General features: G+C 63.5%; 26 protein-coding genes. 13 read left to right on the top strand and 13 right to left on the bottom strand.

All coding sequences use genetic code 11. The features are described from left to right. Positions 1–15 precede the first annotated feature (15 nt). The 4 genes from D8Y22_RS05715 to D8Y22_RS05700 form a co-directional block, all read right to left on the bottom strand. Positions 16–1,188, bottom strand: coding sequence for an MFS transporter (locus D8Y22_RS05715; protein ID WP_141463884.1), 1,173 nt, complete (start codon positions 1,186–1,188; stop codon positions 16–18). A gap of 167 nt (positions 1,189–1,355) precedes the next feature. Beyond that, on the bottom strand, positions 1,356–2,432 hold the full coding sequence (locus D8Y22_RS05710; RefSeq protein ID WP_141463751.1) for an anthranilate phosphoribosyltransferase: 1,077 nt from the start codon (positions 2,430–2,432) through the stop codon (positions 1,356–1,358). A gap of 78 nt (positions 2,433–2,510) precedes the next feature. Next, a complete protein-coding gene (locus D8Y22_RS05705; RefSeq protein ID WP_141463750.1) occupies positions 2,511–3,665 on the bottom strand; it encodes a stage II sporulation protein M in 1,155 nt (384 codons plus the stop codon). Between the two features lie 250 nt (positions 3,666–3,915). Continuing rightward, a complete protein-coding gene (locus tag D8Y22_RS05700) occupies positions 3,916–4,203 on the bottom strand; it encodes a phosphotransferase (protein WP_141463749.1) in 288 nt (95 codons plus the stop codon). Between the two features lie 119 nt (positions 4,204–4,322). On the opposite strand from D8Y22_RS05700, the gene D8Y22_RS05695 reads away from it, so the two are divergent. After that, positions 4,323–5,126: an FkbM family methyltransferase gene (locus D8Y22_RS05695; protein WP_141463748.1), complete on the top strand. Its 804-nt coding sequence runs from the start codon at positions 4,323–4,325 to the stop codon at positions 5,124–5,126. A 384-nt stretch (positions 5,127–5,510) separates the two neighbouring features. Further along, positions 5,511–6,401 carry a hypothetical protein gene (locus D8Y22_RS05690; RefSeq protein ID WP_141463747.1) on the top strand — a complete coding sequence of 297 codons (891 nt, stop codon included), beginning with the start codon at positions 5,511–5,513 and terminating at the stop codon, positions 6,399–6,401. Between the two features lie 97 nt (positions 6,402–6,498). Here the strand turns inward: D8Y22_RS05690 and D8Y22_RS05685 are convergent, their stop codons facing one another. After that, positions 6,499–6,735, bottom strand: a complete 237-nt coding sequence (locus D8Y22_RS05685) for a DUF7127 family protein (protein ID WP_141463746.1) — start codon at positions 6,733–6,735, stop codon at positions 6,499–6,501. Positions 6,736–7,084: 349 nt separating this feature from the next. On the opposite strand from D8Y22_RS05685, the gene D8Y22_RS05680 reads away from it, so the two are divergent. Then, the gene (locus D8Y22_RS05680; protein WP_141463745.1) at positions 7,085–8,119 is read left to right on the top strand and encodes an ABC transporter ATP-binding protein; all 1,035 of its coding nucleotides are present in this window, start codon (positions 7,085–7,087) and stop codon (positions 8,117–8,119) included. Next, positions 8,116–9,051, top strand: coding sequence for an ABC transporter permease (locus D8Y22_RS05675; protein ID WP_141463744.1), 936 nt, complete (start codon positions 8,116–8,118; stop codon positions 9,049–9,051). The genes D8Y22_RS05680 and D8Y22_RS05675 overlap by 4 nt, the downstream gene beginning before the upstream one ends. On the opposite strand, the gene D8Y22_RS05670 is transcribed toward D8Y22_RS05675, so the two are convergent. Next, entirely contained in the window at positions 9,020–9,703 is a 684-nt protein-coding gene (locus tag D8Y22_RS05670; protein ID WP_141463743.1) for a helix-turn-helix domain-containing protein, read from the bottom strand. The genes D8Y22_RS05675 and D8Y22_RS05670 overlap by 32 nt on opposite strands. Before the next feature lie 96 nt (positions 9,704–9,799). Between D8Y22_RS05670 and D8Y22_RS05665 the strand changes: the two genes are divergently transcribed. Continuing rightward, complete coding sequence (locus D8Y22_RS05665; RefSeq protein WP_141463742.1) at positions 9,800–10,081, top strand: hypothetical protein; 282 nt, start codon at positions 9,800–9,802, stop codon at positions 10,079–10,081. On the opposite strand, the gene D8Y22_RS05660 is transcribed toward D8Y22_RS05665, so the two are convergent. The 3 genes from D8Y22_RS05660 to D8Y22_RS05650 are packed head-to-tail and all read right to left on the bottom strand — an operon-like array spanning position 9,988 to position 11,834. Beyond that, positions 9,988–10,404: a universal stress protein gene (locus D8Y22_RS05660; protein WP_141463741.1), complete on the bottom strand. Its 417-nt coding sequence runs from the start codon at positions 10,402–10,404 to the stop codon at positions 9,988–9,990. The genes D8Y22_RS05665 and D8Y22_RS05660 overlap by 94 nt on opposite strands. Positions 10,405–10,448: 44 nt before the next feature. Beyond that, positions 10,449–11,546: an aminopeptidase gene (locus D8Y22_RS05655; protein ID WP_141463740.1), complete on the bottom strand. Its 1,098-nt coding sequence runs from the start codon at positions 11,544–11,546 to the stop codon at positions 10,449–10,451. A 51-nt stretch (positions 11,547–11,597) separates the two neighbouring features. Next, positions 11,598–11,834 (bottom strand): hypothetical protein, encoded by a 237-nt coding sequence (locus D8Y22_RS05650; RefSeq protein ID WP_141463739.1) that lies wholly within the window; start codon positions 11,832–11,834, stop codon positions 11,598–11,600. Between the two features lie 336 nt (positions 11,835–12,170). Between D8Y22_RS05650 and D8Y22_RS05645 the strand changes: the two genes are divergently transcribed. Next, positions 12,171–12,818 carry a helix-turn-helix domain-containing protein gene (locus tag D8Y22_RS05645; protein WP_141463738.1) on the top strand — a complete coding sequence of 216 codons (648 nt, stop codon included), beginning with the start codon at positions 12,171–12,173 and terminating at the stop codon, positions 12,816–12,818. A 39-nt stretch (positions 12,819–12,857) separates the two neighbouring features. On the opposite strand, the gene D8Y22_RS05640 is transcribed toward D8Y22_RS05645, so the two are convergent. Next, positions 12,858–13,598 carry a class I SAM-dependent methyltransferase gene (locus D8Y22_RS05640; RefSeq protein WP_394348190.1) on the bottom strand — a complete coding sequence of 247 codons (741 nt, stop codon included), beginning with the start codon at positions 13,596–13,598 and terminating at the stop codon, positions 12,858–12,860. Positions 13,599–13,732: 134 nt separating this feature from the next. Between D8Y22_RS05640 and D8Y22_RS05635 the strand changes: the two genes are divergently transcribed. Further along, a complete protein-coding gene (locus D8Y22_RS05635; RefSeq protein WP_141463737.1) occupies positions 13,733–14,755 on the top strand; it encodes a threonine aldolase family protein in 1,023 nt (340 codons plus the stop codon). A 43-nt stretch (positions 14,756–14,798) separates the two neighbouring features. Here the strand turns inward: D8Y22_RS05635 and D8Y22_RS23115 are convergent, their stop codons facing one another. From D8Y22_RS23115 to D8Y22_RS05630, 3 genes are all read right to left on the bottom strand, one after another. Then, on the bottom strand, positions 14,799–14,933 hold the full coding sequence (locus D8Y22_RS23115; protein ID WP_281282379.1) for a DUF7859 family protein: 135 nt from the start codon (positions 14,931–14,933) through the stop codon (positions 14,799–14,801). A 132-nt stretch (positions 14,934–15,065) separates the two neighbouring features. After that, on the bottom strand, positions 15,066–15,191 hold the full coding sequence (locus tag D8Y22_RS23110; protein ID WP_281282378.1) for a hypothetical protein: 126 nt from the start codon (positions 15,189–15,191) through the stop codon (positions 15,066–15,068). 125 nt (positions 15,192–15,316) lie between these two features. Then, a complete protein-coding gene (locus tag D8Y22_RS05630; RefSeq protein WP_141463882.1) occupies positions 15,317–15,865 on the bottom strand; it encodes a metallophosphoesterase in 549 nt (182 codons plus the stop codon). A gap of 194 nt (positions 15,866–16,059) precedes the next feature. Here D8Y22_RS05630 and D8Y22_RS05625 point away from each other — a divergent pair, with 194 nt between their 5' ends. The 6 genes from D8Y22_RS05625 (at position 16,060) to D8Y22_RS05600 (ending at position 18,781) form a co-directional block, all read left to right on the top strand. Next, positions 16,060–16,326, top strand: coding sequence for a hypothetical protein (locus tag D8Y22_RS05625; RefSeq protein ID WP_174811776.1), 267 nt, complete (start codon positions 16,060–16,062; stop codon positions 16,324–16,326). A gap of 75 nt (positions 16,327–16,401) precedes the next feature. Beyond that, positions 16,402–16,890: an Lrp/AsnC family transcriptional regulator gene (locus D8Y22_RS05620; protein WP_141463735.1), complete on the top strand. Its 489-nt coding sequence runs from the start codon at positions 16,402–16,404 to the stop codon at positions 16,888–16,890. Positions 16,891–16,969: 79 nt separating this feature from the next. Continuing rightward, the gene (locus D8Y22_RS05615) at positions 16,970–17,242 is read left to right on the top strand and encodes a HalOD1 output domain-containing protein (RefSeq protein ID WP_141463734.1); all 273 of its coding nucleotides are present in this window, start codon (positions 16,970–16,972) and stop codon (positions 17,240–17,242) included. Between the two features lie 16 nt (positions 17,243–17,258). Next, a complete protein-coding gene (locus tag D8Y22_RS05610) occupies positions 17,259–17,717 on the top strand; it encodes a response regulator (protein WP_141463733.1) in 459 nt (152 codons plus the stop codon). 244 nt (positions 17,718–17,961) lie between these two features. After that, complete coding sequence (locus D8Y22_RS05605) at positions 17,962–18,450, top strand: Lrp/AsnC family transcriptional regulator (RefSeq protein ID WP_141463732.1); 489 nt, start codon at positions 17,962–17,964, stop codon at positions 18,448–18,450. A gap of 79 nt (positions 18,451–18,529) precedes the next feature. Continuing rightward, the gene (locus D8Y22_RS05600) at positions 18,530–18,781 is read left to right on the top strand and encodes a HalOD1 output domain-containing protein (protein ID WP_141463731.1); all 252 of its coding nucleotides are present in this window, start codon (positions 18,530–18,532) and stop codon (positions 18,779–18,781) included. The last annotated feature ends 164 nt before the right edge of the window (positions 18,782–18,945 follow it).

Below are 18,945 nucleotides of genomic sequence, written 5' to 3'. Positions count from 1 at the left end.
TGCCAGCCCGGGACGTTACAACTCGAGTCCGAGCGCCCAGTTGCTCACGTACGCGAGGACGGCCAGCCCCATGAGGGCGCCGAGAACGGAAAACGAGACCGCCCAGCCGAACGTGTCGGCGAGGACGCCGACTACGACCGAGCCAAGCGACGCCGTTACGACGTAGATCGTCCGGACGAGGCCGAAGCCGGCGCCGCGTTCGGCGACCCCGAGTTCGTCCAGGAACCGGGGCAACAGCGCCGCCTCGAAGCTCATGCCGATCCCCAGACAAAGCAATCCGATGGCGGCGAAACCGAGTCCCGGCCCGGCGACCAGTAGCGCGATCCCGACCGCGCCGACGAGCAGACTGCCCGCGGTCGCCAGATCGCGTCCGAACCGGTCCGACGCCGCACCGACGCCGACCTGGGCGAGTCCCTGCGCGACGAAGTACGCCGAGAACCCCGCCGCGGCGACCGTCGTCGAGTAGCCCCGATAGTCGACGAGAAACAGCGGCAGGAACGACGCGACGCCCTGCCAGACGAACTCGCCGACGACCGCGATCACCAGCGCGAACGCGATCGTGGGCCGCGAGAGTAGCGCGAGCAGCGCCTCGAGGTCGAACCGATCGCGCATGGATTCGTTCGGCCGCTGAGGTTCGGTCGGCCGGACGAGCACCAGAATCGCCAGAAAAACCGGGATGCCGACTGCGACCGTCACCGCGATCGCGAGTCGCCAGCCCGCGGTGACGGCGATCCAGGCGACGACGACGGGGGCGATCAGCCCCGCGATGGTCGCCCCCGAGTTGTGGATGCCGACCGCCGTCCCGACGTTGTCGTGGATCCGCGACAGCAGCGTCGTCGCGACGCTAAAGTGCAGGCCCGCCAGCGCGCCGAGGGCGATCGCACCGAGGACGAAGACGGCGAACACCGGTGCCACCGCGATGACCAGACTGGCGACGGCGGTGCCCCCGACGGCGACGAGGATGACCGCCCGTTCGCCGTACCGATCGCCGAGCACGCCGCTTGGAAACTGTGCCAGTCCGTACGCGAGCCACATCCCGGTCAGCGCGACGCCGATGACCGCGTTCGAGACGCCGAACGCGGCGGTGATGTCGGGAACGACCGGACTGATCGCCAGCCGCCCGAACATCGCGACGAAAAAGGCGAACGTACAGAGTGCCAGGACGGTGTCTCGATAGCGCCAGTTCATACTCGAGTCGACGCGGTTCGCCGACCGCCTCGAGTCTCCCCGCCGATCGATATCGACGGCGACGGCTGGTCGAACCGACTGTCCGGCTTGTACCAGGCTGGACTCGATCAAGAAAGTGACCATCGACCGCGGGAACGGCCGCTGGACGAACACGTCTCCGAACGGAGTCAGAACGCCCGCAGTTCCTCGAGCACCGCTTCGGCGCTGCCGTCGGCGATGACCTCTCGGGCGACCTCGAGACCGTCCTCGAGGGTGTCGACATCGTTGCGGGCGTAGATGCGGAGGGCACCGTTGAGTGCGATGGCGTCGGCGAAGCGATCCTCGCGCTCGCCGGCGAGGACGGCCTCGGTGATCGACGCCGAGTCGGCGGCGACGTCGTCGACGGCGAGGTCCTCGCGTTCGATCGCCATGCCGTAGTCGGCGGTTTCGATCTCGTAGTCCTCGAGTGAGTTATCGCCACCTTCAGCGTCCCATTCTGCGACTTTCGTCGATCCCGGTCGGATATCGTCGTACCCCTCCATCCCCTGGAAGAAGATGGCCCGCGAGTACTCGAGTTCCTCGCTGGTCGCGATGAGGTCGGTCAGCTTCTTCGCGAACGCGAGGTGGTAGAACGAGCCGAGATGAACGTCGGCGTTCGCCGGATTCGCGACCGTCTCGATGGTGTTGACGAACGTCCGGACGCCCATCTGATCCCGGCGCTCGAGCAGGTCGTCGACGGCGGGGTTGAACGCGGACTGGTAGTAGAAGCCAAAGCCCGTCTCGTCGACCATATCGGCGCTTTCGGCGGGCTCTATGTCGGTCCGGACACCGAGCTCGTCGAGGACGTGTTTGTAGGCCGTCGCCTTCTGGGTGGGGACGCGGTCGCCCGAGTGGACGACGACGGGCGTCCCCGCGGCGGCGGCGACGACGCCGGCACCGACGCCGAGCAGTGCGGAGGTGTGTTTGCCGTCGTAGTTCGCGCCACAGTCGACCGGGTCGGCGTCGGGCTCGGCGGTGACGACCGACTGCTCGCGCATGACGTCGGTGTAGGCCGCCAGCTCGTCGGGGGTGTTTCGCTTCCAACGATTCGCCAGCCAGAAGGCACCGAGGGTCGTCTCGTCGGGTTCGCCGGCGAAGATGCGTGCCATGGCCTCGCGGGCCTGCGCTGGCGTCATATCCTCGGCCGATTTGGGGCCGGAACCGACGACCTCGGTCAGCAGCCGCTTGAGCGGCCACTCGTCGAACTCGTGGGTTGTCTGGGTCATGGTCGCCAGTTCGACTGACCGGTCCAAAAGTATCCCGTTTCCCGCCGTTTTCGCGATCGAGCGTCGAACGCCCTCGGCCTATGGCATCTCGGTCGTTTCCGGCGTTGCCTCGAGATCGTCGGCAACGAGCATCTCGAGCAGCTCGGGGGTGATGTAGGCCTCGACGAAGGCGGCGAGGACGAGCAAAAGCCAGGCAAAGCCCACGAGCGCGAGCGTCCGGTAGGCGTAGGATTTCGTCACGAACGCCTCGCGTACGTCGAGGACGCGCTCGGCCAGTCGATAGATGAGCCGAAAGCCGACCGCGGCGGCCAGAAACAGTGCCGCGAGTTCGAAGATACCGTGGGGTGCGAGTCCGACGATAATGTACTCGAGGCCGACCAGGTCGGCGACCATCGCGCTCACGTTGCCGACGATGAGGCCGTTGAAGACCATGACGAACGCCGTCAACAGGCCAAGCGACAGCCCGCCGACGATCGACAACAGGAAGGGGCCGGTGTTGTTCACGATGAAAAAGGACGCCGTCAGTTCAAACTCCTCATCCTCGAGTTCGGCGAACGGATTCTCGCCGGCGACCTCGATGAGAAGCTCGAGGACGTTGATCCCTGCGAGCAAGGCGAGCGCGCCGAGGACGATGCCACCGGCGAACAGGCCGGTCGCGAACCAGGTGTAGCGACGGTGTTCGATCCAGGCTGCAGAGAGCAACTCCAGCAGCGCCACGTCGGTGTTCTGTGCGACGCTCGCCAGCGCGACGAAGCCGAGCCCGAGTGCCGCCGCGCCGACGACGGGGAGGGGATCGGCCTGGGTCGCGTACGTAAACGCCGCGGTCGCAAGCGATGTCAGCGAGAGCCCAACCAAAAGCACCGTCCAGTTCCGGACGGCGTTGGGCCCCGGATCGGGACCCGATGCCAACAGATCGCGGTCGGGGTTTCGGTTCGGTGGCTCCGACCGGACCGTACTCGAGTCCGATGGCTGCGTGTCACTCGAGTCCGACGCGGGGGTGTCACCGGCGTCCGACGACTGCAGATCGACCCGGATCCGACGGTCGTCGTCGCTGGTCGTCTGAGTCGGTTCGTCCCGCGGCTCGTCGCCGGCACCGTCGTCCTCGCCGAATACGAACCCGCTGTCGTCTTCGGGGCGGTCGTGGTCTCGACCTTCGTCTCGGTCGTCCGACGGGTCGCGGCCGCCGTCCGTCCGGGTGGCCGTCGCCGTCCCGTCGGTTTCGTCGCCAGTCATAGGCAGCTATTCGGGAAAACGAGGAATAAATCCGCCGACTATGGCGATCGATCACAGCCCGGGAGCAGTCGCCGGCACTGTCGCCACAGCTGGGTCCGGCCACGCGCCGTTTGGACGACGTGCACGTAGTTGGCGACCGACTGGGCGATCCAGCACAGCCTGTACACCGGTGCCCGCGAGTCGTACTGGTCCGTGAGTGGCCCGTGTTTGGCGTAGGCGTCCCGAAAGGTTCGTCGAAGGCGTTCGCGGGTCACTGCCGGGAGCCGACAGTGGACGTCGACGAACCGCGCTTCGGCTCGAGCGAGCGCGTAGCCAGCGTGGGTGACGTGGAGTCGAAGACGCCGGTGACCGTCCCGTCGGGCGCTGCGAGAAGGTTGCTCGGCTGGTAGTCGCCGTGGGCCAGCACGGGCCGACAGCCAGGGTCGTCCGCAAACGGTGGCGATACCGAGCGCCCCACCGGCGCCGACCGAGTCAGACGCGCCAGAACGTCGGACTCCAGGGCCTCGGAAACGATTGTCTCGATCGTCTCGAGGACCACGGTCCCGTCTGGGGCTCGGAGATCCGTAGGAGTATGGCGTCCCTCCCTGCGGCGAGTCCGTTCGGCGCTGTGAAACACGGCCGAACATTCACCGTCGATGCTCGCGTCGTCTCGTCTGGATGGCGATCGATCCAGCCAACTTTCCGAGCGGGGCGCTCGAGCAGGTTCGCGGTGTCGCCCACGAGTGGTACCACCGGCTCGCGGCGCTGAACTACGATCGGCGGTTCCACTCGAGGAACAATTCGACGCCGGCGGGCACTATTCGGTGTTACGAACCGATCACTCGCCACGCCAACGACGCGATGCTTTCGGAACTGGACGCGGTCTGTGGCCCGACCGACGTGATCGTCGACGTCGGGGCACACGTCGGAATCTACGCGCTGGCGCTGGCGACGGACGAGCCTGACCGACGGGTAGCCGCGTTCGAACCGCCGTCGGCCGTCGCCGACCGATTCCGGGCGAACCTGGCGCTGAACGGCCTCGGGGGTCGGATCGATCTCCACGCCTGCGCACTGGGCGAGAGGGACGGCCGGCGGACGTTCTATCGCTCCTCGAACCCCGAATTGTCCGCGTTCGACCGCGCGGCCGCGACGCGGTGGGGGGCGACCGTCCTCGATGTCCGCTCGGTTCCGGTTCGGCGACTCGACTCGCTCGTTACCGGCCTCGAGCCCAGCGGAGCCGACGCCCCGGCGCTGGATTCGCTGGCGTCGCCGGACGTGATCAAAGTCGACGTCGAGGGGGCCGCGCCGAGCGTGCTTCGGGGCGCCCGCGCGGTCCTCGAGACCGACGAACCGACGGTCTTCGTCGAGCGCCACGATGATGGTCTCGGAGGAAATGCTCCAGCTGAAACAACGGAAGTGATGCTGGATCTGTCGTACGATATGCGCTCGAGGACGGGCTACTGGCGGTTCGAACCGCGGTAACTGCACACGATATTTGCCCCCATCGTTTCAACTCGAGAATTCCAGGAACCCGCATAATATCTGAGTGGATTTCGGCGTCGGAGAGAGGCGGCCGGATCGGCGCCGACGAACCCACTCCGATCGCGGGAAACTCCTCGCCGCGAAGGGGACTGGCCGTCGCCCGAACGAACGCCGTGGTCGAGTCGAAATCCGGGAGTGCGGTCGGTTTCGATCGGGATCCGTCGATTCTCGAGGCTGCCACTCGCGAGGGCCGTACCGGTGTCTCCGCCACCGTGACGGCGGCAGTGTCGCGGACACGTCGTCGACGTGACCACGGATCCCCGCTTAATATCCTTGCTTGCACCCCGTATTCGAACTAAGTGTCGGTCCGTCCTAGCCCCTCGCGTGGACTCGAACACGCTCGACGACCTGGGACGGAAGATTCTCGAGCGAGCGGCAAGCCGGGGCGTCTCCCCAGCCGATCTGGCCGCAGCGCTCGAGGCGCCACGGGAGGCGATCGACGAGCGACTGGTCCAACTGGTCGACAACGCCTTACTCCAATCCGTCGACGACAGCGATATCGGTGACAGCGATGTCGCTGACGGCGAGTTCGAACTCACCCGGAACGGCCACCGAGTCCTACACGCCACGCCGATCGGGCGGTACGACGACCGGATCGACACGCCGGCACGCGTCGAGGACGCCCTCGAGTCGTTCGAGCTTCGCGCGGACGAAGACGCCGCCGTCCGTAGCGTCGTTTCGGCGCTGCGGTACTGGGGCGAGGCGACGACCGCCGAACTGATCGACAAATCCTACACCGAAGTCCCTGCCGGCTACGACTCGGCCGATCGCTGGTGGGAGGACCTCGTTCGGGATCGACTCGAGGTCCTGCCCGACGTGGAACTGCTGTCGACCGGACCAGTCGCGGAGAGCTGGCGCTACGACGGCGAGGCGGCCCTCGAGCAGTCGGACCGCGACGGGCGCGAGGTTCCCGACCCCGGCGGGGAGTCCTCGGTCGGCAGCGTTCGCCACGCCCTCGAGACCGCCGACCTGACCGAGGCCGAGCGGACGGCTGCCCGCGTCGCGTTCGCGACACTGGTCGAACACGAGGTCGCAACTGAAACGATGCTCGCCGACGCCGTCTTCGAGGACCATCCCGCGGGCTACGACTCTCGGGAGGCGTGGACAGCGTGGCTCGCGGGGACGTTCGACGACGCGCCCGGTATCGACCGTCTCGAGACGGACCAGGGTCCGGGCTGGCGGTACGAGCCTGCCGTCGCCGAGAACGATGAGTGATACAGATTACTGTAACGGCGTTTCTCGGTTCGTCGTTGAACAACGATGAACTCCGACGATAATCCCTATGACATACAGTAAACCGTATGACTCCCGGCTACTCCTGGATCGTCAGAATACCGTTGTTCCCCGAGATGTCGGTCGCCTCCGGCGGCAGTTCGAACTCGAACTGGCCGTCGCCGGTGACGACGATCACGCTCGAGTCGACGACATCGATGGTAAGGTCGGCAGCGGTGCCGAAATCGACCGCGATAACGGTCCCGTCGTCGTACTCGAGGGTTCGAACGACCGCACCGTGTCGGTCGGCGTCCTGGAGTGGTTCGGGTACGTTCATAGCCGATCGTTGGAGCGGTTCCCGGGTAAGGACCGGGCTGGCAGGGGCCGGTGTCGGCGGTCGATGGTTTTGCCGACGGACGAAGGGACTCTCGAGGTCGCCAGTCGCGTCGACGTATAAACCTGCCTCACGGATTGGAGATAGAGCTACCCGGTCGACGCTCGACCGTTCGAGTCCGCTATGGAACCCAATCGGTCGACGACTGATACGGATTGCTGTAACGATGTACCGGCGCAACCGCCGTCCGGGTCGCGGTTGCGCCGGAAATGACTTACAGTAAACCGTATGATACGGATTGCTGTAACGATGTACCGACGTACCTGCCGCCCGAGTCGTGGGTGCACCGGACATGACGGACAATAAACCGTATGAAACGACGCGGTCGCACTCGGAGCGCTCGCTGGCCATCGATGCGACGGATGTCCACGTCACCTACGACGACGGCACCGAGGCGGTTCGGGGGCTTTCGCTCGCGGTCGAGGCGGGCGAATGCGTCGGCTTTCTCGGTCCTAACGGCGCTGGAAAGACGACGACGATCCGAACGCTCGTCACGCTCCTGTACCCGATGGACGGCACCGTCTCGATCAACGGCTACGATGTTCGATCCGACCCACGGGCCGTTCGCGAATCGATCGGCTACATGGCCCAGGAAGCCAGCGTCGACGCGGAACTGACCGCTCGAGAGAACGTCCGCTTCGCCTGTGATATCTACGGCGTCCCACGCGCCGAGCGAGGCGACCGCGTCGACCGACTGCTCGAGGTCGTCGGACTCGCAGATGTCGCCGACACGCGGGCCGGCCGGTTCTCCGGCGGCATGGCAAAGCGACTCGACGCGGCCACCGCGTTGGTCCATCACCCACCCGTCGTCTTTCTCGACGAACCGACCGTCGGTCTCGATCCGGCGGCCCGAACCCAGCTGTGGAACTACGTCGACCGGCTCAACGAGGCGGGCACGACCGTCTTTCTCACGACGCAGTACGTAGAGCAGACGCTCCCCCGGTGCGATCGACTCTTCATCATCGACGACGGCCGGCTCGTTGCTTCGGGCACACCGGAGACGCTCATCTCCCGCGTCGGCGGCGAGATCTTGACGCTCGAGATCGGCGGTTCAGGCGACGGCTTCGCCGTCGAACCCCACCTCGAGCGCGCACGCCGAACCGTCCACGAATTGGACGGTATCGATCCGTCACAGACCGATTCGACGCCCGAGGGGCTGACGGTGACGGCCGAGGGAATCGGTGACCGGGCACACGAACTGCTCATCGCGCTCTCGAAGGCGGACGTTCCGGTGACGGGGTTCGACCTTCGATCGCCGACGCTCGAGGATGTCTTCGTCTCGCTGACCGGCACCCGGCCCGAACGACGCGAGGAGGAGCGACGATGAGTTCGGCGTCGTCCCCTGGCGACTCGAGCGACGCGGGACGGGGGGAATCGGAACCGGTTCCGCAGCGAGCGAGCGGGAACGGTTTCTGGGGCGATACGCGGTGCTCGCTCGAGCGGTGGCTTCGCAAGACCGCACGCAGTCCGTTCGTCACGTTTTCCTCGCTCGTCCAGCCGGTGCTCTTTTTCGTGCTGCTGGCTGCGGTGCTCGGCGCCGTCGCGGACGGCGCGCTCTCGCAGGCCTACGGCGACGATGTCCGCTACGTCACGTTTCTCACGCCGGCGATCGTGATCCAGTCCGCACTCGCCGCAGCCGCGGTCTCGGGTATCGGGCTGGTCAAGGACGTGGAAACGGGGATGTTCGACGCCCAGCTCGCCTCGCCGATCGACCGCCGAGCGATGATACTCGGAAAGACGCTGTCGGAACTCTGTCGAATCGCCGTCCAGACGGCGATCATCCTCGCGCTCGGCTACGCCATGCTGTGGTATACGACCGGCGACTCGGTCGGGTCGTATCACCAGACCGGAGTGCTCGGCCTCCTCGGTATCGTCGCGATCGCAGTGTGCTTTGGGTCCGTCTTCGTCGCGTTCTCCACGATCGTCGCGCTCGTGACTCGCGACGAGGAGGCGACGATTCTGATCGCGAACCTGCTCACCTTCCCCCTGCTGTTCGTCTCGAGTGCCTTTCTCCCGCTCGAGGTGTTACCGGGCTGGATCCGGACCGTCGCCGTCGCGAATCCGGTCACCTACGGCGTCGACGGCATTCGAGCCCTCATGCTCGGCGAGGACGTGCTAACGGTGCTCGAGGTGAGCGGCCTCGTCGGATACTGGAACGCCGTCGTCCCCGCCGTCGCGGTGTTGTCCCTGTGTGTTGTCGCCCTCGGTGCGATCGCGACGACACTGCTCAGGAGGGCCTGGCGGGCCGAGGTCCGCTGACGGCCGTTTCGACGAGATGGGTCTGTGCCCGCCGGAGTCGCTCGGACAGCGAGGACGCGGTAATCCCGAGTTCCGTGGCGACGTCCTCGAGCGTGGCTGTCCGCGGGATTTCGAAGTACCCCATCTCGTAGGCGGTTCGAACGGCCTCGCGCTGGCGATCGGTGAGTCCATCGTCTTCGGCGCTCGAGTGATCTCGAGTGAGGCGACGAAGCGTGAAAGTACCGTTTCGCTGCCAGAACACCCGAAACTCCTCGAGGACAGCTCTGTCGGCGAACCAGCCGCGTTGGACCCACCCCGTCGGGGTAACCCGGATACGATCGATGACGGCGTCGGTACTGGCGAGGTCATGAAGCTGCGAGAGGTCGTCGATCCGATCGCCGAGTTGGGCCGCCATGCCGACGGCGGGCTCGATCTGGTAGCGGTCTGTGTCGTCCTCGCGGCCGACGTGCGTGTACGAGGCGACGAACACGACGTCGTCGAAGGCGCGCTCGAGGGCTCCGATATCGTCGTAATCGACGTGTGCGATCAGCGGCGGTCGGTCGTCCTGGGTGGGCTGGATATCGACATCGATCGTCGCCTCGGGGATGGCCGCCGCGACGGTCACGAGCGGCAGACGGTCACACCCGATCTCGTACTCGGCGATAAACCCCATATCAGACCACTCCCGTCGGCGACGGATATAGCTGCCTCGTTCGTACTCGTCGCCAGCCCGCTGCTTTTTGCCCGCTGGTGTGGGAGTGACGCTGGCATGTCGTCGCTCCTTGCAGACAGGATAGCCGTCGTCATCGCCGACGGTCGGGCGCCACCACGCGAAGGCAGCGAGCCGACACACGACCCGATCGAGGCCGAAATCGACTCGAGTGCGCCCTACGTCACCGACGAATCGCTCGTGGTCGACGGCAGCATGACCAACACTCGAGAGGCGTTCCGGCGGGATCAGCGCACGACCGTCACCGGCACCGGCGAGCGACGAACGATCGTTTCGGCGACGCTACCGAGCAGGACCCGCGAGACACCGGACCGGCCGTGATTGCCGACGACGATGTGATCGACGTCGTGTTCCTCGGCGAAGGCGACGACCTCTCGAGCCGGATTCCCGACCGCGATTTCGGTTCGGAAGTCGACGTCGTCGGCGTTCACCAGATCGGAGGCGGTGTCGACCAACTCGTCGGAGGCTCGTTCTTTTCGCTCGGCGAGGTACTCTCGAGCGAGTTCGATACCCGCGCCGGTCGACCCCGCTGCGGCCTCGACGACCCGCAACAGGACGATCTCCTCGTTGGGATACTGCGTGAACGCGTGGCTGGCGGCCTGCTGTGCGGGTTCGGAATCGTCGTAGGCGACGAGTATTGCCATACCTGTTGCTTTCGGCCGCGAGCGCATAAAGCCAGCCGCGGTCGTTACCCGTCGAATCTGTCCTCGAACCGGAACGTCCCGTCGCGTTGTACCACGTCGCCGTCGACTTCGATGAGCGAGTCCTCACTCATGTCGACGATCATGTCGACGTGGACCGCCGAATCGTTCTGTTCGTTGTCTTCGCCGACGGTGTCGTCGTAGGCCCGGCCGACCGCCATGTGGACCGTATCGCCCATCTTCTCGTCGAAGAGCATGTTGTAGGTGAACTGGTCGATGTCGCGATTCATCCCGATGCCGAGTTCGCCCAGGCGGCGCGCGCCGGGATCGGTCTCGAGCACTTCCGTCAGCACGCCTTCGTTTTTCGCCGCGGAGTGGGAGACGACCTCGCCGTTTTCGAACTCGAGGAAGACGTCCGTGATCTCCCGTCCCTGATGATAGAGCGGCATGTCGAACAGCACCTCGCCCTCGACGCTGCCGGGCTGTGGGGCGGTAAAGACCTCGCCGCCGGGGAGGTTGTGCTCGCCGTGGTCGTTCAGCGTCGGGTTCCCCTCGATGGACATCGTCACGTCCGTCGTCTCGCCGCTCTTGATGCGGATTTCCGAAGCGGGATCCATGAGTTCGACCATGTTGGCCTGGTGGTCGCGCTGTTCCGCCCAGTCCTTGTTGACGGCGTCCCAGACGAAGTTCTCGTAGCCTTCGGTCGACATCTCCGCGAGCTGGGCGTTCGCGGGCGCGGGATACTGCGTGAGACACCAGCGGGTGGAGAGACGCTCCTCGAGAATTGGGCTGTGGGCCTGCTGGTGAGCGGCGCTGATCTCGGGATCGACGTCGGCGGTTTGGGTGACGTTGTCGCTGGCGCGGATGGCGATGTAGACATCGGTCTCCTCGATGAGTGCCAGTTCGTGGGCAGGCGTCCCGAAGTCGTCCTCGTCGGAAGCGCGAAGGTACGCACGCTGGCTCCGTTTGCCGGTGCGCTGGCTCGTCGTGACCGGGTTCGCACCCACGTCACCGATGACCTCGTGGAGGGCGACGACGAGGTCCTCGGCGACAGGGTGGGCGTCGACGACGACGTTGTCCCCTTCCTGCAAGTCGACCGAGTGGTTCGCGATGATCTCGGCGTGTTCGCGAATGCGTGGATCCATGTCCCACCGGTCTCCGAGCGCGCGGATACCGTTTTCGGATCGAAACCGGGGTCAGTCGGCGGTCTCGGCTGCCGAACCGCCGTTCGCCAGAAAGATCCCGAGATAGATCGACGCCAGCGCGCAGGCGACCCCCACACCGAACGCGATCGTGTAGGGCGACTCGAGGACGACCGTGCCGTCGTGGTCGATCAGCCACCCGCTGAAGCCGACCACGACGAGCGCGACTGCCGCCAGCCGAAGCACCGAGACGAGCACGCTGGCGCGTCCGCTCGCGTCGCCGTCGGTCACGGTACCACCGCGAGAGTCCGCTCGAGATTCCCGCGTGACTCGTTCATGCCGTCGATTGTCCGTCGAGACCGACAAAAGCCTGTCTGTCACCGCTCGGGCGATCGATCCCAGCCACTTGCTGACAGTTCTCACGACCAGCCGGCCGATCCCGCCAACTGCACGGCCGATTCGGGACGCGTCGCTCCGTCGCGAAACTTCTCGCCGCTGTGGACTGATACGGATTGCTGTAACGATTTACCGGCGAAACCGCAGACGGGTCCCGGTTTCGGCGGTAACGACTTACAGTAAACCGTATGACTCGAGATTTTATATCGCACGGTGGCATGTATGCCGACGATGAAATCCGTCGGCCTCTCGCTCGAGCACGACCCCGCCGCGCTCTCGCCGATCCACGAGCGAATCGTCGAATCGTCCGATATCGAGCGAGAGATTATCCTCGGCGGCCAGTCGGTCGACGGCGTCGAGACGATCACCTCCTTCGTTGCTGGCGAGCCGTCGGCCTACGAGCCGATACTCGAGGGTCGCGAGACGATCCGCGAGTACGACCTCACGCCGGCCGCGGACGGCTTCTTCCTCTATCTCCGGCGCGACCTCGAGGCCGAGGGACTGTCGCTGGTGACCGCGCTCGCCCAGGAGACCGTCGTCGTGGTGCCCCCGATCGAGGTGCGATCGGACCGAACGATTCGGCTGACGATCGTCGGCCATCCGTCCGATCTCACGACCGTCCTCGAGACGCTTGCCGACGGCGTCAGCGTCGACGTTCGCTGGACCAGCGACAGCGTGACCGTCGCGGGCACGACAGCGTCCGACCGCCAGCTCGCGGCGCTCGAGGTCGCCCGGGAACTCGGCTACTACGAGGTCCCGCGGCGAAACGGTATCGAAGCGGTCGCCGACGAACTCGCATGTGCGGTCTCGACGGCCTCGGAACTGCTCCGTCGTGGCGAGGCGAACGCGGTCGAGCGCGTGCTCGAGGATACACTGTGATCGATTCCGGGCTCTCGGCGGTTCCCTCGAGCGCCGACGTCACCGGTTTGGATCCCGCGGCCCGGACGGTCGCGTCTCCCGCGAATCGGCCGTTCGACAGATCGCCGTATACGAGACGCCAGCCAGGTTCGTCTCGACGACCTCGCACTCGTCGAAGACGGCCCGCAGCGACGCGAGGACGTTTTGCTCGGGGTTCCAGTTCGCGTACCACCGAAAGAACCGCCAGATAAGGGGGTTCAGGAGCCTCGCCGGACCACTCGGCGCGGGCCTGACGTCGACCACGGCGACGGGACTGCCGGGCGCTACGTGCCGACGAACGGTCTCGAGTGTGCTGTCTACGTCGGGCATCACGCTCAGCGAGAGGGTTGCGATTGCGGCGTCGAATCGCTCGTCGAACGCGACCGTCGTTGCGTCGGCGCGACGAACCTCGACGTTGTCCCAACCGTGGTCGTCGACGCGAGCTCTGGCCTTGGCGACCATCTCGGGGCTGTAGTCGACGGCGACGAGGTGTCCCGCCGACCCGATTTTCTCGCGGACGTACGCAAAGTTTACCCCCGGTCCGCAGCCGATATCGAGGACGCGGTCGCCCGACTCGAGAGCCAGCCGGTCGATCGCTCGCTCGCGTATCGGCTCGAAATCGGACTCGCTCAGGCCGTACCAGTCGCTCCAGCGATCCCACACCCGTCGGCTTCGCTCGAGATGGGCTGCGTACGCGTCGTCGCCGGGCGACTTGTCGCTCGAGTCCGACGCTGCGGTCGTCTCCGTAGGTTCCATGACCATATCGTGATTCGTGCCGCAACGAGAGAGTAGGTTGGCACGAAGCATATCGGCCGTTTAAGTCAGATTTCGGTAGCGGTGCGGTGGCCGTCGACGACGGTCGCCGGCTATTTGCTGATTGCGCCAGTACAGCGGACATGATCGATCTGCGTTCCGACACCGTTACGAAACCCGACGAGCGGATGCGCGAAGCGGCCCGTACCGCCGCGGTCGGCGACGACGTCTATGGCGAGGATCCGACCGTGAACGACCTCGAGCGCCGCGGCGCAGACGCCGTTGGAAAAGAAGCCGCAGTGTTCGTCCCGACCGGAACGATGGGCAACCAGATCGCCGCTCACGTCCACACCGACCCCGGCCAGGAGGTGCTGGCCGAGCGCGAGAGCCACGTCGTTCGGTACGAACTCGCCGGCTTCGCCCAGCACTCGAGTCTGCAGGTGCGGATGCTCGACGGCGGCGACCGCGGAGTTCCCACGCCCGACCAAATCAGCACGGAATACGTCGAGGAAGACCTTCACCGGCCGGGAACCGGCCTGCTGTGTCTCGAGAACACCCACAACGCGAAGGGCGGGATCGCGATCGCACCCGAGCAGATCGAAGCGGCGGCCGAGGCGGCTCGCAACCGCGATGTCCCGGTCCACCTCGACGGCGCTCGCGTGTTCAACGCGGCCGTCGCGCTCGACGTTCCCGTCACCGCCATTACCGACCACGTCGATTCGGTCATGTGCTGTCTCTCGAAGGGCCTCGGCGCGCCGGTCGGCTCGATGCTCGCCGGCAGCGAGGAGTTCGTCGAGCGGGCCCGTCGCGTGCGCAAACTCTTCGGCGGCGGAATGCGACAGGTCGGTATCCTCGCCGGTCCCGGACGCCGCGCCCTCGAGAACGTCGACGACCTCGCGACGGATCACGACCACGCTCGGCTGCTCGCCGACGGACTGTCCGATATCGACGGCCTCGAGGTTCAGGAACCCGAGACCAACATCGTCTGTGTCGACGTCACGGGGACGGGCCTCGAGGCCGAGGCCGTCGTCGATCGGCTCGAAGCGGCCGATGTCAACACCGGCGCGATCGACTCGCGGACGGTCCGCTGTTGTACGCATCGAGACCTCGAGCGTGGGGATATCGAGACTGCCCTCGAGCGGATCGAGACGGCGCTTGCTGGCTGATGATCGCCGTCATCCACCGATCAGCGTCGCCCAACGGATCGCCTTACCGATCGCCGCGCATGCCGTCGCGGAACTCGAGAATCGTCCGGCGAAGCAGGAGATAGGAGAAGAAGATCAGCGAGAGCAAGATGAGGACGATCGCGATGATGACGGGATCGTCGGGGATGAGATCGAGCATACCAGATCGGTACTGTGTCGGTGTGCAAAACCGTTTCGACGTCTGTTGGCCGCGCTCGCGGTGGTGAGCGTGGTCGATGTCGGCGGGCGATTCGGATAGCTAAAATCGGGCTTTTACCTTCCGTTGACTCTATTATATGAACGCCCGTAGGTACAACTGCGTCTCGCACAGCGGCTCCCCGCTCGCGTGGCCCTCCGCGCCGGCCGCGGTCCCCCCGCTGCGATCGTCCCACCACGATCGTGCACTTGGCCGGTTCACTCGAGCCCTCCAGGCCGGTCCACCCGAGCCCCTCCATTCGCCCGCGGCCCCCTCCATTCGCCCGCGGCGCCTTCCACCACCCCGCTGACGCGCTCGCTGGCGAGTCGCCGAGCGAACGGTACTTCTCAGTTCGATTCGACCGAAAACGACTCCACGAGCGTGCCGCTTGGCTCGCGTATCTCGCCCTCGAGTCGGCCGTCTCGCTTCCCGTGGGCGTCTCCCGACTCGCCCGGCTCTGGCTCTTCGAGGACGGCGAACCCCGGGCGATTCCCGCGCGGATCGGCGTGGCTGCCGGGGTTGAGCAGCAGGCAGTCCTCGCTCTCGATCACGGTCGGCCGGTGAGTGTGGCCCGAGACGACGATGTCGGCGTCTCTCGAGCGCCCGAACATCGCCAACCCCATTTCGCCGCCGTCGCGACGGTGAGTGACGGCAAACCGGATACCGCCCGCTTCGACGACGCGTGCTTCGGGTAACCGATCCCGAACGGCTGCGCTGTCGGCGTTGCCGTGGACCGCCAAGAGCTGGTTCGCCTCCTGCTGAAAGGCCTCGAGCGCCGCCTCGCTGGTGAAATCGCCCGCGTGGACGACGACGTCGGCCTCGCGGACGGCGGCCAGCGCCTCGCCCTCGAGTTCGTGGCCGTTCGTACTGTGCGTATCGGAGAAAATCGCGATCATACTGGCCGTTTTGCGGGCCGTGGGGACGTTCCTTTCGACCTGCTCGAGCGGCCGACTGTTCGAACGGTCGGCCGTCGGCGTCAGTCGCTCCTTCCGCACGCGAGTTGGGTGCCCGTCACTCGAGTTAGCAGTAGATAGTAGTACGGTTCTTTATTCAGAAACCGGAATAAAACTGAATGATTCGATAACTACGTGTGCGTACTGATCAGAGGGGGACAATCTCTCTTTCCCTATGGATAAAAGTTAACTCGTACATCATACAAGAAGCAGAGAAATGGCGGGGGAAGGTGAGAGACAGCGGGCAGCAGCAGTCTGTGAAAACTGTGGGAGTGCCCATGCGGTGCGTCTCGGGCCTGACGGAGAAATACGGCCCATTGGCAATGGACGAGACGAAACTTGTACATGTGGGGATGGCAATCTTCGTATTCTCAGCAACGATGGGTCTGTTCTCGAAGACGTAGATATGTAGACTACTCGGCCTGTACTGGACAAATCAAGGGGACCTACTTTATTGACGGTTCCATTACGGCCCGACCATGGCTTCGGAGGAACTTGACGCGGTTGACAAAGGCATCCTGTATCTCTTGCAGGAAGATGCCAGGAATAACACGACGAACGCCATCGGGGAACAGGTCGGCGTCTCGTCCAGCACAGTCGCCAATCGCATCACCAAGCTCGAAGAGGACGGCGTTATCACGGGATATCACCCAACAGTTGACTACGAGCAAACGGGGATGGGCCATCACTTGCTCGTCATGGCGACGATTCCAATTGATGACCAAGAGGAGATTGTTGACGATCTCGTAAGCGTCCCTGGTGTGGTGAGTGTCAGTGAACTGTTAACGAATAACGCCAACCTTTCGATTGAGTTGGTCGGGCAGAACAAGCAAGAAATTGAGAAGAGTATCGGTGAGATGGGCGAGTTGGGCGTCGATATCGAGCGCATAGATTTGTTGAAGCGGATTCGAGCGTTCCCCTACAATCACTTCGGAAAGGAATTTACGAACGAGGACGATACTGGCTGATTTCCAGACCCTATTTAAGCCTCTCTGGAAAGCATCAATCAAGCTATAAGTTTAAGGATGTGGCTGGTCTACAGGGGATGTGAACAAAGTCGAGACCGAAATCCCCGAGGAGAAGCGTGTTAGTCAGACTGTGGTGGAAGCAGTTGCTGAAGCAGAAGGTGTGCGCCCTGTAGAACTCACACCCCCATTGTACGATGCCATTGATCCCGAGGCCTTAGACCGCCTTTTTGACGATTCCCTGACCGTTGGGAAAGTTATATTCAACTATAACGATTGCGAGATCAGCGTGTTCTCTGACGGGTATGTGGCCGTCGAGAAGCAGTATCACGGTCACGGGCGCATCAAGGGGTAATCCTCGGCGATCTACCATGCATGACACTCCTGCTCACCAGTCCTCAGGCAACGATGGGATCGACATTTTGCTTGTCGAAGATAACCCCGGTGACATTCGGCTCACTCGGGAGGCATTCAAGTCAGCCGAACAAGAGATAGCACTACAGACAGTCACTAATGGTGACGACGCTGTGGAGTTCTTACAGGGGTCTTCAGATAACGAGCTTCCCGATCTCATCCTGCTGGATTTGAACCTGCCCGGTCGGGATGGTTGCGAGGTCCTTGAAGTGATTCGGGATGATTCCCGGCTCAAACCACTTCCTGTGCTTATGCTCACGAGTTCGGAAGCTGACGAGGATGCTGCGCGGTGCTATGATGCCCGCGCTAACGCCTATCTGACCAAACCAACAGATCCTGTCGAGTTCATGTCTCTTGTAGATGTTTTTGAGGAGTTTTGGCTTGAGCAGGCACGGCTCCCACCGATTCCGACATGATTTTCACCTTTTGCGGATGTCAGACCTGTGCTGAGCGGCAATTACGTGTGCTTACTGACCGTCGAAAATTCTACTAGTTCATAAGGGTGTTCCGATTGTTGTTGCGAGATACGCACAGTGAATCTCACACGGCGTCTCCTCCAAATTCAGCCTGTTTGACTTGGCGTGTTTAGTCGATAGATATATTCTCTAAATATGACTACTGAGAAAAGTCACTTCCCGTTGCGACTTCTACAGTGTAGCGATGGTCTCCGAGGAAATCGACAACGTGGATAAAGGGATACTGTATCTACTCCAGAAGGACGCCCGACGTAACACGACCGAGGACATGGCTGAGAAAGTCGGTGTTTCGTCCAGTACGGTCGCTAATCGAATCAACAGTCTTGAGGAGCGTGGCGTCATTATCGATTATCATCCAATCATCAAGTACAGTGAAACGGGGTTAGGTCATCACCTCCTCGTCACCGCGACAGTCGCTCTCCAAGACCGAGAGAAGATGGTGGACGACTTGATGGAGGTATCCGGTATCTTAAGCATCCGAGAGCTATTAACAAACAACGAGAACCTGTCACTGGAAGTAGTGGGCCGCACGCCGGAGGACATTGAGGAGACCCTTGAAACGCTGGACTCACTCGGCGTCGATATTGAGCGGATGGAGATGATGAAACAGGAACAAACAAACCCGTACAACCACTTCGGGGAGGAGTTTGCGAATGAGGGGGACACTGGCTAATTTCCAGCCCTTGTTAAGTCGCCCCGGATAATATCAAATGACCAATAGGTTCAAGAAGGGCGAGGGACTATAGTGGTCAATGGTTCAAACACAGACCGCAACAGCGTCCGTCGATAATGTAATCAATGAAGTAATTAAATCAGTGGCCGAAGTAGAAGATGTTGACCCTCTCGAACTAACTCCCCCACTCTATGAAGTAATTGACCCCGACGCCTTGGAGAGCTTGTTCGCCAACGACCGAACACTTGGGAAGGTTATTTTCAAGTATAGTGGCTGCGAGGTGAGTGTTTTTTCTGATGGATATATCTCGGTCAAATCTCACAGTACATAACCACGATCGCTGAGAGAGTCGATAATACCCGAACATTTGTAGATGACACTTTGCTGTATACATCCTCTGATGCCTTGTTGAACGCAAGACGGCATCGGGGTGGGGTTGCTGATCTACAATTTCACGGCGTTAGAGACGGCTTTTCGACCTCAGAAGATGCAGTA

The sequence above is a fragment of the Salinadaptatus halalkaliphilus genome (assembly GCF_006543045.1).
GTDB lineage: Archaea > Halobacteriota > Halobacteria > Halobacteriales > Natrialbaceae > Salinadaptatus > Salinadaptatus halalkaliphilus.
This window is presented reverse-complemented; position numbering and strand designations above follow the sequence as displayed.

Excerpts from the sequence above, each read along its gene's own strand:
- D8Y22_RS05645 (WP_141463738.1), top strand. The coding sequence starts at position 12,171 with ATGAAATCCGTCGGCCTCTCGCTCGAGCACGACCCCGCCGCGCTCTCG.
- D8Y22_RS05655 (WP_141463740.1), bottom strand. The coding sequence starts at position 11,546 with ATGGATCCACGCATTCGCGAACACGCCGAGATCATCGCGAACCACTCG.
- D8Y22_RS05710 (WP_141463751.1), bottom strand. The coding sequence starts at position 2,432 with ATGACCCAGACAACCCACGAGTTCGACGAGTGGCCGCTCAAGCGGCTG.
- D8Y22_RS05665 (WP_141463742.1), top strand. The coding sequence starts at position 9,800 with ATGTCGTCGCTCCTTGCAGACAGGATAGCCGTCGTCATCGCCGACGGT.
- D8Y22_RS05630 (WP_141463882.1), bottom strand. The coding sequence starts at position 15,865 with ATGATCGCGATTTTCTCCGATACGCACAGTACGAACGGCCACGAACTC.
- D8Y22_RS05635 (WP_141463737.1), top strand. The coding sequence starts at position 13,733 with ATGATCGATCTGCGTTCCGACACCGTTACGAAACCCGACGAGCGGATG.
- D8Y22_RS05715 (WP_141463884.1), bottom strand. The coding sequence starts at position 1,188 with ATGAACTGGCGCTATCGAGACACCGTCCTGGCACTCTGTACGTTCGCC.
- D8Y22_RS05675 (WP_141463744.1), top strand. The coding sequence starts at position 8,116 with ATGAGTTCGGCGTCGTCCCCTGGCGACTCGAGCGACGCGGGACGGGGG.
- D8Y22_RS05610 (WP_141463733.1), top strand. The coding sequence starts at position 17,259 with ATGCATGACACTCCTGCTCACCAGTCCTCAGGCAACGATGGGATCGAC.
- D8Y22_RS05680 (WP_141463745.1), top strand. The coding sequence starts at position 7,085 with ATGACGGACAATAAACCGTATGAAACGACGCGGTCGCACTCGGAGCGC.
- D8Y22_RS05660 (WP_141463741.1), bottom strand. The coding sequence starts at position 10,404 with ATGGCAATACTCGTCGCCTACGACGATTCCGAACCCGCACAGCAGGCC.
- D8Y22_RS05640 (WP_394348190.1), bottom strand. The coding sequence starts at position 13,598 with ATGGTCATGGAACCTACGGAGACGACCGCAGCGTCGGACTCGAGCGAC.
- D8Y22_RS05600 (WP_141463731.1), top strand. The coding sequence starts at position 18,530 with ATGGTTCAAACACAGACCGCAACAGCGTCCGTCGATAATGTAATCAAT.
- D8Y22_RS05685 (WP_141463746.1), bottom strand. The coding sequence starts at position 6,735 with ATGAACGTACCCGAACCACTCCAGGACGCCGACCGACACGGTGCGGTC.
- D8Y22_RS05670 (WP_141463743.1), bottom strand. The coding sequence starts at position 9,703 with ATGGGGTTTATCGCCGAGTACGAGATCGGGTGTGACCGTCTGCCGCTC.
- D8Y22_RS05695 (WP_141463748.1), top strand. The coding sequence starts at position 4,323 with ATGGCGATCGATCCAGCCAACTTTCCGAGCGGGGCGCTCGAGCAGGTT.
- D8Y22_RS05620 (WP_141463735.1), top strand. The coding sequence starts at position 16,402 with ATGGCTTCGGAGGAACTTGACGCGGTTGACAAAGGCATCCTGTATCTC.
- D8Y22_RS05605 (WP_141463732.1), top strand. The coding sequence starts at position 17,962 with ATGGTCTCCGAGGAAATCGACAACGTGGATAAAGGGATACTGTATCTA.
- D8Y22_RS05705 (WP_141463750.1), bottom strand. The coding sequence starts at position 3,665 with ATGACTGGCGACGAAACCGACGGGACGGCGACGGCCACCCGGACGGAC.
- D8Y22_RS23115 (WP_281282379.1), bottom strand. The coding sequence starts at position 14,933 with ATGCTCGATCTCATCCCCGACGATCCCGTCATCATCGCGATCGTCCTC.